The 12667-nt window shown below is 69.4% G+C and carries 14 protein-coding genes; 5 read left to right on the plus strand and 9 right to left on the minus strand.

What is annotated here, in order from left to right; translation table 11 throughout:
- Nucleotides 1-5: 5 nt before the first annotated feature.
- Nucleotides 6-644, plus strand: coding sequence for a TetR/AcrR family transcriptional regulator (locus OG254_RS44390; RefSeq protein WP_405593415.1), 639 nt, complete (start codon nt 6-8; stop codon nt 642-644).
- A 210-nt stretch (nt 645-854) separates the two neighbouring features.
- Nucleotides 855-1541, plus strand: a complete 687-nt coding sequence (locus OG254_RS44395) for an alpha/beta fold hydrolase (RefSeq protein ID WP_405593416.1) — start codon at nt 855-857, stop codon at nt 1539-1541.
- A 76-nt stretch (nt 1542-1617) separates the two neighbouring features.
- Here OG254_RS44395 and OG254_RS44400 read toward each other — a convergent pair whose 3' ends face one another.
- Complete coding sequence (locus tag OG254_RS44400) at nt 1618-2373, minus strand: nuclear transport factor 2 family protein (protein ID WP_405593418.1); 756 nt, start codon at nt 2371-2373, stop codon at nt 1618-1620.
- Nucleotides 2374-2479: 106 nt separating this feature from the next.
- Here OG254_RS44400 and OG254_RS44405 point away from each other — a divergent pair, with 106 nt between their 5' ends.
- On the plus strand, nt 2480-3457 hold the full coding sequence (locus tag OG254_RS44405; protein ID WP_405593419.1) for an AraC family transcriptional regulator: 978 nt from the start codon (nt 2480-2482) through the stop codon (nt 3455-3457).
- A gap of 39 nt (nt 3458-3496) precedes the next feature.
- Here OG254_RS44405 and OG254_RS44410 read toward each other — a convergent pair whose 3' ends face one another.
- The 3 genes from OG254_RS44410 to OG254_RS44420 form a co-directional block, all read right to left on the minus strand.
- On the minus strand, nt 3497-4417 hold the full coding sequence (locus tag OG254_RS44410) for an RNA polymerase sigma-70 factor (RefSeq protein WP_405593420.1): 921 nt from the start codon (nt 4415-4417) through the stop codon (nt 3497-3499).
- 124 nt (nt 4418-4541) lie between these two features.
- Nucleotides 4542-5411 carry an RNA polymerase subunit sigma gene (locus OG254_RS44415; RefSeq protein WP_405593421.1) on the minus strand — a complete coding sequence of 290 codons (870 nt, stop codon included), beginning with the start codon at nt 5409-5411 and terminating at the stop codon, nt 4542-4544.
- A gap of 82 nt (nt 5412-5493) precedes the next feature.
- Nucleotides 5494-5913 carry a hypothetical protein gene (locus tag OG254_RS44420; protein ID WP_405593422.1) on the minus strand — a complete coding sequence of 140 codons (420 nt, stop codon included), beginning with the start codon at nt 5911-5913 and terminating at the stop codon, nt 5494-5496.
- Nucleotides 5914-5976: 63 nt separating this feature from the next.
- Between OG254_RS44420 and OG254_RS44425 the strand changes: the two genes are divergently transcribed.
- The gene (locus tag OG254_RS44425) at nt 5977-6600 is read left to right on the plus strand and encodes a TetR/AcrR family transcriptional regulator (protein ID WP_405593423.1); all 624 of its coding nucleotides are present in this window, start codon (nt 5977-5979) and stop codon (nt 6598-6600) included.
- Between the two features lie 112 nt (nt 6601-6712).
- Complete coding sequence (locus OG254_RS44430; protein WP_405593425.1) at nt 6713-7396, plus strand: sigma-70 family RNA polymerase sigma factor; 684 nt, start codon at nt 6713-6715, stop codon at nt 7394-7396.
- 44 nt (nt 7397-7440) lie between these two features.
- On the opposite strand, the gene OG254_RS44435 is transcribed toward OG254_RS44430, so the two are convergent.
- The 5 genes from OG254_RS44435 to OG254_RS44455 form a co-directional block, all read right to left on the minus strand.
- A complete protein-coding gene (locus OG254_RS44435) occupies nt 7441-8187 on the minus strand; it encodes an SDR family oxidoreductase (protein WP_351186921.1) in 747 nt (248 codons plus the stop codon).
- 119 nt (nt 8188-8306) lie between these two features.
- Nucleotides 8307-10007 carry an FAD-binding protein gene (locus OG254_RS44440; RefSeq protein ID WP_405595563.1) on the minus strand — a complete coding sequence of 567 codons (1701 nt, stop codon included), beginning with the start codon at nt 10005-10007 and terminating at the stop codon, nt 8307-8309.
- 109 nt (nt 10008-10116) lie between these two features.
- Nucleotides 10117-10614 carry an Ohr family peroxiredoxin gene (locus OG254_RS44445; RefSeq protein ID WP_405593427.1) on the minus strand — a complete coding sequence of 166 codons (498 nt, stop codon included), beginning with the start codon at nt 10612-10614 and terminating at the stop codon, nt 10117-10119.
- Between the two features lie 259 nt (nt 10615-10873).
- On the minus strand, nt 10874-11770 hold the full coding sequence (locus OG254_RS44450; protein ID WP_405595566.1) for an RNA polymerase sigma-70 factor: 897 nt from the start codon (nt 11768-11770) through the stop codon (nt 10874-10876).
- A gap of 55 nt (nt 11771-11825) precedes the next feature.
- Nucleotides 11826-12650, minus strand: a complete 825-nt coding sequence (locus tag OG254_RS44455; RefSeq protein WP_405593428.1) for a class I SAM-dependent methyltransferase — start codon at nt 12648-12650, stop codon at nt 11826-11828.
- Nucleotides 12651-12667 lie beyond the last annotated feature (17 nt).

Genomic DNA, 12667 nt, shown 5'->3' on the forward strand with positions numbered 1-12667 from the left:
ACCCCATGGCTTCCACCACTCGACGACGCTCCAGCGCGGCTGACCGGCGGTCCGCACTCGAAAAGCGGATCCTCTCCGTGATCGAGGAGCTGCTGCGCGATGGTGTGACCTACACCGAGCTGAGCGTGGAGCAGATCGCCAACGCGGCGGGCATCTCGCGCTCCACGTTCTATCTGTACTTCCGCGACAAGGTGGATGTTCTGCTCCGGCTGAGCGGGTCACTCAAGACCGAGAGCTACGCGATCGCGTCATCCTGGCAGCCCTGTGGTCCGGGCGGCGGGCTGGACGGTCTGGCGCATACCTACGAGCTGATCCTTCGGCACTACCGCGAGCATGCGGCTCTGTTGTCGGCGATCAACGAAGTGGCCGCGTACGACCCGGCGGTGCGGGACGCATGGACGGCGGATCAGGACCGTTTCATCGACAACATGGTGACGGTACTGAAGGAGGAGCAGCGGGCCGGGCGGACGCCCGCAGACATCGACCCCGGGCTTGCCGCCAGGATCATCGTCCAGGGCGGCGGCCAGGTCATCGCCCAGCAGGTGCACGGCAGCGACGAGGACGACGTGACGGTCGCACGTGAGCTGGCAAAGGGTTACTGGTATGGCGTGTTCCGCCGCGCCCCCGAACCGGCCGTCGACTAGCTGGTGCACGCGCTGCTCCTGCTGGTCGGGGCCGTGTGCGTGGTGAACTCGGGCCTCCTGGAAGGCCCTTGCATCGGTCCGGTCGAAAGGTCCCTCCTGGGCAGTTTGTTGGACAGTACGTTGGACAGTGTGTCCGATGACCTTTAGGCTCGCTGCGTCAGCGCCGCTGGGCGCTCTTGGCGTTCCCGACCGATCTGAAAGTGGACTGCTGTGACTGATGGGGATTCCCGTCCGGCTCTGCTCCTGGTGCACGGGGCATGGCACGGCGCATGGTGCTGGGAGAAGCTGAGGTCGGTGCTGGAGGCCGACGGGTGGCGGACTCGGGCGATCGACCTGCCGAGCGCCGGTGAGCAGGCCGGCGTGCAGGACGACGCGCAGGCGGTCCTCCGGGAGTTGGAGACCATCGACGGCCCGGTCGTGGTCGTCGCGCACTCGTACGGCGGCATACCGGTCAGCCAGGCCGTTGCCGAGGCGGGGAACGTGTCGCGCATCGTCTATCTGGCGGCGTACCAGCTGGAAGCCGGTGAGAGTCTCCTGGGGTTCCACGGCGCGCCGGTCTCACCGGAGCCGGGTGGTTTCGTGGCCGTACCCGACAATCCCGTCGCGCTGTTCTACGGCGACGCGCTCCAGTCCGAGGCCGACGAGGCCGCGAAGCGACTGGTGCCGCAGAGCGCGAGGTCCTTCAATGAGGCCCTGACCGCGGCGGGGTGGCACACCGTCCCGTCGACGTACGTCCTCTGCGAGGACGATCAGGCCCTGCCTGCGCAGAGCCAGCAGATCATGGCGGCAAGGTCCGGCGCGGTCCACCGGATCGAGGGCAGCCACTCGCCGTTCCTGTCGAAGCCGGTGGAACTCGCAGCTCTCCTGGCGAGCATCGCCCTCGAGTCGGACAGCTGAGCCGAGTCCGCAGCCTCACGCGAGCACTCACCCCAGTTCCATCACCTGGCAGTGTCCGTGCCAGGGTGTGGGCAGGTCAGAACAGGCCGTTGCTGTGCGGGAGTTCGGCGGGGATGGGGGCGATGACATCCCAGTGCTCGACGATCTTGCCGTCGGCCACCCGGAAGAGGTCCCAGTAGGCGACCGGGACGCCGAACTCGCCCTCCGACTGCAGCAGTACGAAGTCGCCCTCGGCCACGACCTTGTGGACGGTCTTGAAGACCAGGTTCTTGCCCTGCTCGGCCCACTTGCCGGCGGCGGCGCCGAAGCCGTCCAGGCCGTCGCCGGCCTCGGGGTTGTGCTGGTCGTAGGTCTCGGTGGAGATGTAGTCGGTGAGCACCGAGTAGTCGGCGCCCTTGAGGACCTTCTCCGCGAACTCGGTGACCAGGGCGCGGTTGGCCTCGGTCCTGTCGAGGTCGGTGGCCCGGGTCGGGCCGTCGGTCTGGGTACGTCCGCTGACGGTGTCCTCGACTACCGGCGTCAGGGCGTCCCAGTGCTCCGCGAGCCTGCCGTTCTCGACGCGGAACAGGTCGAAGGCGACCAGCGGGACGGGGCCGAAGCCGTGGTAGGTGCCGTGCAGCGCCACCAGGTCGCCGTCGGCGATGACCCGGGCGCCCTCGTAGCGGAAGCCGTCCGGCAGCGAGGAGACCAGGGCGCGCAGGGCCTCGGGGCCGTCGGCCGCGAGCGAGCTGTGCTGGACGTAACCGGGGGCGACCCAGCGGTCCACCGCGGAGGGGTCCTTCTTGCCGAACAGCTCGCCGGCGGCTTCGACGACCAGGTCCTTGTTGCTCATGACGCGTTCCGTTCTGTTGCGGTGGCGGCGGTGCTCCGGTGCCCGCGGCCTCCCCTTCATCCTGGGCGGCGCCTGCCCGGCGAGCGAGGTAGCATCTGGAACCATCATGGTCAGAAGTGGACAGGCTCCTGACGGGTCCGCGCTCGCGACGGTGGGCTACAACAACCCCGCCCGGCCTCAGCTGGGCGTGGAAACCCTCACGCACAGCGAGCTGACGAGCCGACTGTCCCTGGAGGAGTTGGGCAGGCCGCACCGGCCGGACTTCCACCACCTGACCCTGGTGACCGGCGGCCGGGGAGTCGCCATGGTCGATTTCGTCGAGTACCCGTGTGCGGCCGGGACGCTGCTGCACGTCCGGCCGGGGCAGGTCCAGCGCATCCCGCGGCCCCTGCCCGACGGGTCCGACAGACGCGGCGCTCCCGACGACTCCGGCGCCCTCGAAGCAGCCATCGTTCTGTTCACGGGCGCCTTCCCGTCCCACCTGGAGCGGATCGCCCCGCTGCTCGGCCACCCGCTCGGGCCGGCCGCCCGGACCGTTCCCGAGGGCGAACGCGCCGGTATCTCCCACGCGTTGGACGAACTGGCCGTGGAGTACCGACGCGCCGTCGAGGAGGCGGAGGCCGCCGGCCCGACCATCGACCTGCTCCGGCAACTCCTCGGCGCACTGCTGCTGCGCATCGCCCGGCTGCCCGGCCCCGAAGGACCGGACGACGGCGACACGGGCGGTACCGGCGGTGCCGGTGACGACGCCTACCGCCGCTTCCTGCACGAGTTGGAAGGCTCTTTCACGGACACTCGTAATACCGCGGACTACGCCGCCCGCATCGGCTACTCCCCGCGCACCCTGAACCGCGTCTGCCAGGCCGCGACCGGTCGCACCGCCAAGACCCTCATCGACGCACGTGTCGTCCTGGAGGCCAAGCGGCTCCTCGCCCACACCACCCTGCCGGTGGCAGCCATCGGCCGCCGCCTCGGCTTCACCGAACCGACCAACTTCGGCAAGTTCTTCACCCGCGAGACCGGCGGCACACCGGGGGCTTTCCGCACGCGGGAAGGGGCCTTCCGCACGCGGGAACGGGGCTGAGCAAGCGCCTCCTGGCGTCCGGGCCCGGCCTCGTGCTCCTCAGACGGCGAGTGCCCTGGTGTTGCGGAAGCCCGAGTCGATGAACGCGGCGATCTTGCTCGGATTGAACACCCACATCAGCTGGTGAATGCCCTCGCGCGAGGCCGCCATCGTCATGAACGTCGAGGGCCGGCCGTCCCGGTAGAGCAGCACGCCGCCGCGTCCGTTGGCCTCGACGTGGCGGACCTCCACCCCACCCCAGAACCGTCGAGTGGCGGTCGCCAGGTTCGCCACCCGCGCACGGCCCAGTACAGGGACGCGAGCGGCGCCCCGGATGCCGTTGCCGTCGGACAGGCTGACGGCATCCGGCGTGAGGACGGCCTCCAGCGAGGCGACATCTCCGTTCCGCGCGGCCGAGACGAAGGCATCGAGCAGCTGTCGATGGGCCACCGCGTCCACCGTCTCCCGCTGGTCGGTCTCCAGATGCTTGCGGGCCCGGCTCACGATCTTGCGTACGTTGACGATGCTGAGCCCGAGTATTTCCGCGATGTCGGAGTAGGCGTAGTCGAACGCCTCCCTCAGGACATAGGCGGCCCGTTCCGTGGGATTCAGTTTCTCCAGTACGAGGAGGAGAGCGAATTCCAGGGCTTCGGCCCGTTCGGCGCCCACCTGGGGATCGTGGCTCGTGTCGACGGGCTCGGGCAGCCAGGGGCCGATATAGGTCTCGCGGCGGACGCGGGCCGAATGCGCGACGTTGATGGCCAGCCGGGTGGTGGTGCTCGACAGAAAGGCCGCCGGGCTGATCACCACGGAGCGGTCGGTCTTCTGCCACCGCATCCAGGCCTCCTGCACCACATCCTCGGCCTCGGCCGCACTTCCCAGCACGCGATAGGCGATACCGAAGAGCCGCGGGCGGAGTTCCACGAAGACGGAAACGGCGTCGTCCAGGTCGTTTTCCGTGGGGGACGTCTTGAGATGCATGATCCTGCGGTCTCCGTTCCTCCGGGTACCGGTGCCCGGTGGCGGTCCTTGAGCTTCACGGCTCTTCCCGACGCGTCTGCCTCACTGACCGGACGGCTCCCCGTGCTGTGACAGGCCTGCCGTGTCAGAGAAGACCGCCGGCGTGGTTCCAGGTGCGGAGCTTGTCGGGGTTGACGGTGACCCAGACCTGCACGACATGCGGCCCGGCGACATCAAGGCTGATCACCGCGGCGACCTGGCGCCCGTACTGCACCACCAGCCCGGTCCGCCCGTTGACAGCGTGTGTGTCCAGAGTGGTCCGCGGATGCCGCGCCAGCAACGTCAACAGAGTCCGCGCCACCTGCGCACCCCCGTGCACCGGCTTGACCAGCGCACGCACCTTCCCGCCGCCGTCGAAGAACGCCGTCGCATCCACCGCGAGCAACGACGCGAGCACCCCTTCGTCCTCACTCACGCACGCCGCACGCACCGCCCCCACCACCGCGTCGTGCTCCGCCACCGACGTCGGCAGCCGGCGCTGCGCCCGCAGACTCTTTCGCGCCCGGTCCGCCAGCTCCACGCACACTGGCTCGCTCTGCCGGAGGATGTCCGCGACCGCCCCCGGCGCGCAGGCGAACACATCGTTCAGCACGAACGCGGCCCGCTCCGCCGGAGGCAATGAATCCAACGCCTCCAGCAACACCCCGCTGACCTCCTCCGCGAGCACCCCCCGCCCCACCGCATCGCCCGCGTCCGACGTCACGCGGGCCCTGTCCCGACCGGGCGACGCCAACCGGGACAGACAGATACCCCCCACCACCCGCGCCAGCCACGACCGCGGGTCCACGATCCGGGCCCGTTCCGCATCCGACAGCCCGAACCACTGCCGATACGCCTCGTCGATCACGCGCTCGGCCTCACGCTCACGGCCCAACATCCAGAACGCCACGTCCACCAGATGCCGTCGCTCATCCAGCAACTCCACCAACGACACCGCATCGTCCGCGCCCGCCACAGCCCGACCTCCCTCGCGCGCAGCTTCACAGGACAACTGGTGAGACCGGCCAGGCCCGGATCCTGTGACATCGGCCTGTTTCTCACACGTGCGTCGGCCGCACGGGCATTCCAGCGATCAGCAGTGCGGCAAGTGCAAGGGGAGCGGCCGTCTGGTACCCGATCCACACCTCACCCCCGGCGGTGCCGCTCCGCCATGCGATCAGTACGCCGACAAGCGCCGTCAGCACCCAGCCGCTGTCGTAGGCAACCATGAGCCGCATGTAGGTACCCATCGCGCGGCTCCGCACATACCTGATCTCGATCCCGCCGCCGATCAGCAGGGCAACCCCGGAGGCGATCATCAGCCAGGCGCTCACGCCCAGCAGATCGCCGAGCCGGGCAGCACCGCCGATGAAGGCGGCACCGAGCATCACCTTGAATACGCCGTCGGCGATGACCCCTCTGTACAGGCGCGTCGCCGACGGTGCCACGGCCTGAGTCTGAGCCTGAGCCTGCGTCATGAGCGTCCTCCCCGTCCTACCTCTGTTCCGTAACTTCGTTACTACAATAATGGGATTATGAGAATGACGAGAGCGGAGCTCAAGGACCGCAACCGCCGGGCCTTGCTGGACGCTGCCTTCCAAGTCGTCTCCCGGGAGGGGCACCGTGCCAAGCTCGACGAGATCGCCGAGCGGGCCGGCCTGACGACCGGCGCTGTCTACTCGTTGTTCGGTAGCAAGGGCGGCTTGGTGGCGGCCCTGGTCACCGACTACCTGCGGCCGCACTACGAAGAGATCGAGCAGGTGATTCCCGCTGAGCTGGATCTCCTGGAGTCGGTTGAGGCCTTCGCCCGGTACTACCGGCGCAGCTGTGACGCCCCGGATGCGCTGTCCGGCATGTCGTTGCAGATCACGCTGCTGGACATGGCTCGGCACGACCGTGAGCTCGGTTCTCAGCTCGCCGCATCCGTCCGGGCCCAGGAGAGCCACCTGATCGCGCTGTTCACCGGCAGATCACACAACGGGAGCGTTGTGACGTCGTATCAGGCGCAACGTCTGGTCGCCGCGCTCAGAGCACTGTTCGTCGGTCTTGCACAGGGCGTCATCCTCGGCCTCGTGCACGGTGCCGACGAGCAGTACTTCATCGACGCCGCCTGCGCCCTGGCATCCGGCGCGACCCTCATTGATCGGGAAGAGGGCGCTGTGTGATCAGCCACGTTGTCCGTCGCCGACCTTCGCGAGGTGCGGTCGGTCGCTCACGGCGGGATGTTGGAGTCAGCCGCTTTTCATGCCGCTGACCCACCGAGCGGAGGAGCCGGGCGTGGACACGCATCTGGTCGAAGCCGGGGCGGGCCGGGAGTGGGCGGGCCCGACGGCCGTACGGGCGATTGCCGTACCGGACGAGGCGACGTCGCTGTTCGTCCAGGCCAGACCGGGGCTGCTCAAGATCGCCAACCGGATCGTGGGGGACACGGGCGAGGCGGAGGACGTCATCCAGGAAGCATGGCTGCGCTGGCAGCGGGCGGACCGCACGGTCGTCCGCAACCCGTCGGCGCTGCTCAGGAAGACCACCGTCCGGCTGGCCATCAACCTCGTCCAGTCCGCCTGGAAGCGCCGGGAATCCTGTGCCAGCCCCTGGCTCCCGGAGTCGACGGACACCGACGCCACACCGGAAGCCGTGGCCGAGCGGCACGACGCCGCCGACGGAGCGGTTCTGCTGCTGATGGCGACGCTGACGCCGAAGCAGCGTGCGGCGTACGTGCTGCGGGAGGGGTTCGGCTATCCGTACGGCCGGATCTCCGAGCTCCTGGGCATCGGCGTCGCCAACACGAGGCAGCAGGTCTCGCGGGCGCAGGAGCGTCTCGCGGCGCACCGTCCCAGGCAGCCCGTGGACGCTGTCGCGCACCGGCGGCTCGTGCAGGCCTTTCTCGCGGCGGCCGAATACGGGGACCTCGCGCACTTGGAAGCGGTTCTGACCGGGCACGGGCACGTGGGGAATTCATGAGCGAAGTGGCCCCCGCCTGCCGGCAGGGGCCACTTCGCCGCGTTCTACTGCTGTCGCGCGAGCCAGTCCGACAGCTTGGTCGGCGCGATCTGTGCGTCCGGCCCCGGCAGGAGAGTGGTCTCCTGGAGCTCGGCGCCGGAGTACGGGGCGTGCGGGTCCGTGACGACCGTGCGGGGGTCGTTCTCGGCGGCGAGCGTCTTGCGGATCAGCTCGTCGAGCTGGAAGACGTCGGGGCCGGCGTTCTCCACCACGCCGTTGACCGGCGTGCCGACCGCGGTGCGGCCGACGGCCGCGGCCACGTCGTCGGAGTACATGGGCTGGAACTTGGCGGCGGGCAGGCGCACGGTGTCGCCATCGGTCGAGATGTCGGCGATCCCCTTGATGAACTCGAAGAACTGGGTGGCGTGGACGATGGAGTAGGGCATGCCGGACGCCTTGATCAGCTCTTCCTGCGCCTGCTTGGCACGGAAGTACCCGCTGTCCTGGAGGCGGTCGGTGCCGACCACGGACAGCGCGACGTGGTGCGTCACGCCGGCCTCGGCCTCCGCCTTGAGGAGGTTGGTCGTGGAGGTCCGGAAGAAGTTCATGACGGCGTCGTCCTCCCACGAGGGGGAGTTGGACACGTCGACCACGACCGACGCGCCCTTGAGGACCTCGGCGAGACCCTCACCCGTCAGAGTGTTGACGCCGGTGTTGGGCGCGGCCGCGACCGCCTCGTGCCCGTGCTCTTCGAGCTTGCCGACCAGCTTCGAGCCGATGAGCCCGGTTCCACCGATCACTACGACCTTCATGACGGATTCCTCTCGGAGAGAATTTCGATCTGCATGCGAGGTTGCATTCGTTGCATTCGCTGCATTCGCTGTATTCGGTCTGCACTAGAAGAGACCGGGCAGCGGTTCTGCTTGTGACTTCATTCGACGAGTTTTCCCTCGGTAGAGACGTCCTGCATCAGAGAGGAAATCTCGTCCGGGACGTCCGGAATGCTCTCGTGGGTGACACCGGTCGTCGGGGACCACACGAGATTCACGCGCAGGGCGGGATCCTGGTCCGGGTGGTCGCTGCGGTTGTGACAGCCGCGCGTCTCGCGACGCTCCAACGCCGATTCGAGCGTGGCCCGCGCGGCCAGTGCGGCCGACTTGAGATCGAAGGCGTGCGCGAGGTCCTGATAGCCGGCGATGTCCGGGTGCACACCGACGTCCGCCATCCGCTTCTCGATCACGGCGAGCTCCGCCAGCCCCGCACGCAGGCCCTCCTCGTCGCGTACGACGCCCGCGTGCTCCGTCATGGTGTTGCGGATGGCGCGTTGCAGCGCGCGCACGTTCTCCGGCCCGTCCGCCGTGAGCAGATCGTCGATCTCGGCACGGGCCTCGGCGACGGCCGACGCCGAGCGGCGCTGCACCGTGAGGGACTGCGAGTAGGCCGCTGCCGCCTGCCCCGTGATGCGGCCGAAGACCAGCAGCTCGATGAGGCTGTTCCCGCCGAGGCGGTTGGCCCCGTGCAGACCGCTCGACGCCTCACCGATGGCGTACAGCCCCGCCACATCGGTGCTGTGGTCCTCCGGCCGCACCCACACACCGCCCATCGAGTAGTGCGCGGTGGGCGCGATCTCGATCGGTTCGCGGGTGATGTCGAGCATCTGGAGGTCGAGCATCGTCTGGTAGACGCGGGGGAGCCGCGTCATGATCGTCTGCCGGGGCAGATGGGAGACATCGAGCCAGACGCCGCCCTTGGGGGTGCCCCGCCCTTCCTTGATCTCCGTGTAGGAGGCCAGGGCCACCCGGTCGCGGGTGGACAGCTCCATGCGGTCGGGGTCGTAGCGGGCCATGAACCGTTCCCCGAGGGCGTTGCGCAGAATCCCGCCCTCGCCGCGGGCGGCCTCGCTGACCAGCGTGCCGGCCGCGTTCTCCGGCTCGATGATCCCGGAGGGATGGAACTGGACCAGCTCGGCGTCACGCAGCCGGGCCCCGGCGTCCACAGCCAGACGGAAGGAGTCGCCGGTGTTCTCGTCGCGGCGTGAGGAGGTGCGCCGCCAGATCCGGGTGTGGCCGCCCGCGGCGAGGATGACCGCGTCCGCGTGGATCAGATAGCGCCTGCCACTCGCGAGGTCGAAGCCGTAGGCACCGAACACGGCGCCGTCATGCACCAGCAGGCGCGTGATGTAGACACCGTCGAGCACCGGAATGTCGAGCTGCTGGGCGCGCCGGACGAGCGTGCGCTGGATCTCCAGACCGGTGTAGTCGCCGGCGAAGGCGGTCCGCCGGAACCTGTGCGCGCCGAAGAACCGCTGGGAGATACGGCCGTCCTCCTCCCGGGCGAAGGCCATCCCGTAGCGCTCCAGGTCGTCGATGCCCCGGGCGGCGCCCTGGGTGACGATCTCGACCGTGCGGGGGTCGGCGAGCAGATAGCTCTCCTTGATCGTGTCCGCCGCGTGCTGCTGCCAGCTGTCCTCGGGATCCATGGTGGCCAGGGCCGCGTTGATGCCTCCGGCGGCGAGTGCCGTATGGGCGTCGTCCTTGGGGCGCTTGCCGACCGCGAGGACGTCGACACCGGCCTCGGCCAGTTCGATCGCCGCGCGCAGACCGGCACCGCCGGTGCCGATCACCAGCACCATGGTGGACAGACGTTGTTCGGTGAGAGCCACGGTCGTCTCCGATCAGGGGGGTGTCACTCGTTACGACCGGGCTGCGGGCCGTTCTGTGACACGTCCCCGGCGTCGCCCGTCAGGGCGCGAGCGTGATGGTCGTCGGTGTGCCCTGCCAGGCCATCCGCGCGTACGGGCACAGCGAGTCGGCCTTCTGCAGGAGCGGAGCGGCGATCTCCGGGTCGATGTCCGGCCACCTGACCACCAGGTCGATGTGCAGCAGGTAGCCGCCGTCGTCCGGATCCCGCCCGAAGGCCACGGTCGCCTCGACGCAGATCGGGGCGGGGTCGAGTTCCTCCTGGCGTGCCACCAGGCTCAGGGCACCGTGGAAACACGCGGCGAACCCGGCCGCGAACAGCTGCTCGGGGTTCGTCCCCCGGCCGTCTCCGCCCAGTTCGGCAGGCATACGCAGGTCGATGTCGAGGACTCCGTCGGCCGAGCGCGCCCTGCCCGAGGCGCGCCCGTGACTGGCCGGCCCACCGTTCACCGTCACCGTGGTGGTGTAGATGGGGGCGAAGGACTCTCCGACGTAGTCCTTCTCGGTGGACAGGTCGGGCAACCGGAACGGCTCGCTCATCGGGCACCTCCCGCCCAGCCGTACGACGGGACCGCCGAGCCGATCACTCCGCATGCCATATCCGATGCACCTGCCTCGTCGAGCTGCTCCCAGGCCGTCCGGGACAGCTGGTTGACCGACAAGTCACCGAACCTGTGACACCCGCCGAAGGCCGTCGGCACTCGCCGTCAGTCGCCGAAGGCCGCCGTCAGTCACCGACGGCCGTGGACAGTCGCCGACCTGGCCGCTACCCGGGCACGGAAGCGGCGCGCGGCCCGCCTCAGCCGGTCAGCGACGCCACGTAGGGATCGAGCTTGGCTGGATTCATGACCCACATGACGCGTTCGATTCCCTGTGCGGATACGTCGATGCAGAGCAGGACCGCCGGGAGCCCCTCGGGCGACACAAGGACGGCCGGTCTGCCGTTGGCCTCGACCCAGCGGAACTCCGCCCCCGGCCAGAGTCGCGGGGCGAACGCGGCGAGGTACTTGGAGACGCGCGTACGTCCGACGACCGGGATCTTGGACGCCCCGCGGATCCCTCCGCCGTCGGAGTAGCTGACCACGTCCGCTGCGAGGACGTTCTCCAGCCCCGACAGGCTGCCGGTCCGGGCCGCGTCGAGAAAGACCTCCAGCAGGCGCCGGTGAGCGGTGGAGCTGACCGGCTCCTTGCGTTCCGCCGCCAGGTGCTTCCTGGCCCGGCTCACCAGCTGGCGCGTGTTGGCCTCGTTCGTCTCGAGGATCTCCGCGATCCGCTGGTACGGGTAGTCGAAGGCCTCCCGCAGCACGTAGGCGGCCCGTTCCACGGGGTTGAGCTTCTCCAGCAGGAGAAGCACCGCCAGGTCGAGTGCCTCGGCCCGTTCCGCACCCAGCTGCGGATCCGCACTGGTGTCGACCGGCTCCGGAAGCCAGGGCCCGGTGTACGACTCACGCCGCATCCTGGCGGACTGGGCGAGGTTGATCGCCAGCCGGGCGGTGACGGTCGCCAGGAACGCCGCCGGCTCCCGGATCTCGTCGCGGTCGGTCTTCTGCCACCGCAGCCACGCCTCCTGGACGATGTCCTCGGCTTCCACGGCACTGCCGAGGACGCGGTAGGCGATGCCGAACAGCTGAGGGCGCGCCGCCATGAACTGCTGGGCTGCCCCGTCGAGGGAGTCGGTGCCGTCCTCGGCGCGCATGGACTCCTCCATGTCCTCCATATCCTTCATGTCCTCCATGTCCTGGACGAGCAGGTCACAAGTGGGCGCCGCCGGTCGCGGGCCCGGATTCACCTTCGCCCGGCGCCCGTCGAGGCCGCTCGAGCCGCACCGCCAGCACCGCGGGATCGGCCCGCTCGGGCAGCGGAACGAACCCGGACCTCGCCAGCTCCCCGATCACCTCCGCGCGGGAGGCCGGCCACATCCAGAACGTCTCGGTGTACTCGCGCAGCACACCCCTCGCACCCCGCACCCAGTAGTCGAAGCGCGTCCGGATCCGGTCCGCGTCGGCCGACATCACCATGCGCCCTCCGTACACGTGCTGGCCGACCTTCTGGGCCGGGAGGACATGCGTGGCCTCGTCGTGGGGGAGGCGGTCGGGCGGGAGGTGGACGAGGAGCACCCCGCCGGGCACGAGCGCGCCGGCGACGGCGGGCCACAGGGCTCGGCGCCCGGCCGGCGGGAGACAGCCGATGGTGTTGTGGCATATCGCCACGTCGGCCACCTCGCGCAGCCCGGCCTCGTCGAGTCCCTGGGGGTGCACGGTGACGCGGGTCCTCACGTCCACGGGCAGCGCCGCCAGGCGCGTCATCAGAAGGCACCGCATGGAACGCGTGGGCTCGACGGCGTGCACCGGAACCCGCGATTCGGCGAGGCTCATGAGCGTGACCCGCCCCGTCCCGGCGCCGACGTCCAGCACACCCCGGCGGGCGGTGCGCACGTCACGGCCGTAGAACCGGCGCACGCGGGCCCTGTCCCAGTCCGCCTGAAGGATGTCGTAGAACTCGGCACTGACCTCGTAGGCGTCCTGTGGCTCCGGGCGCGGAGCGTCAACGGTGACATCGGACAGCAAAGGGAGCATGTAGAGAAAGACAAGGC

Origin of the sequence: Streptomyces sp. NBC_01092 (assembly GCF_045039535.1) — a bacterium.
Lineage (GTDB): Bacteria > Actinomycetota > Actinomycetes > Streptomycetales > Streptomycetaceae > Streptomyces.

Bases quoted from the DNA above. Each gene is read 5' to 3' on its own strand.
- OG254_RS44450 (WP_405595566.1), bottom strand. From the start codon at position 11,770: ATGCGCGCCGAGGACGGCACCGACTCCCTCGACGGGGCAGCCCAGCAG.
- OG254_RS44405 (WP_405593419.1), top strand. From the start codon at position 2,480: ATGGTCAGAAGTGGACAGGCTCCTGACGGGTCCGCGCTCGCGACGGTG.
- OG254_RS44435 (WP_351186921.1), bottom strand. From the start codon at position 8,187: ATGAAGGTCGTAGTGATCGGTGGAACCGGGCTCATCGGCTCGAAGCTG.
- OG254_RS44425 (WP_405593423.1), top strand. From the start codon at position 5,977: ATGACGAGAGCGGAGCTCAAGGACCGCAACCGCCGGGCCTTGCTGGAC.
- OG254_RS44390 (WP_405593415.1), top strand. From the start codon at position 6: ATGGCTTCCACCACTCGACGACGCTCCAGCGCGGCTGACCGGCGGTCC.
- OG254_RS44420 (WP_405593422.1), bottom strand. From the start codon at position 5,913: ATGACGCAGGCTCAGGCTCAGACTCAGGCCGTGGCACCGTCGGCGACG.
- OG254_RS44445 (WP_405593427.1), bottom strand. From the start codon at position 10,614: ATGAGCGAGCCGTTCCGGTTGCCCGACCTGTCCACCGAGAAGGACTAC.
- OG254_RS44410 (WP_405593420.1), bottom strand. From the start codon at position 4,417: ATGCATCTCAAGACGTCCCCCACGGAAAACGACCTGGACGACGCCGTT.
- OG254_RS44440 (WP_405595563.1), bottom strand. From the start codon at position 10,007: ATGGTGCTGGTGATCGGCACCGGCGGTGCCGGTCTGCGCGCGGCGATC.
- OG254_RS44400 (WP_405593418.1), bottom strand. From the start codon at position 2,373: ATGAGCAACAAGGACCTGGTCGTCGAAGCCGCCGGCGAGCTGTTCGGC.
- OG254_RS44455 (WP_405593428.1), bottom strand. From the start codon at position 12,650: ATGCTCCCTTTGCTGTCCGATGTCACCGTTGACGCTCCGCGCCCGGAG.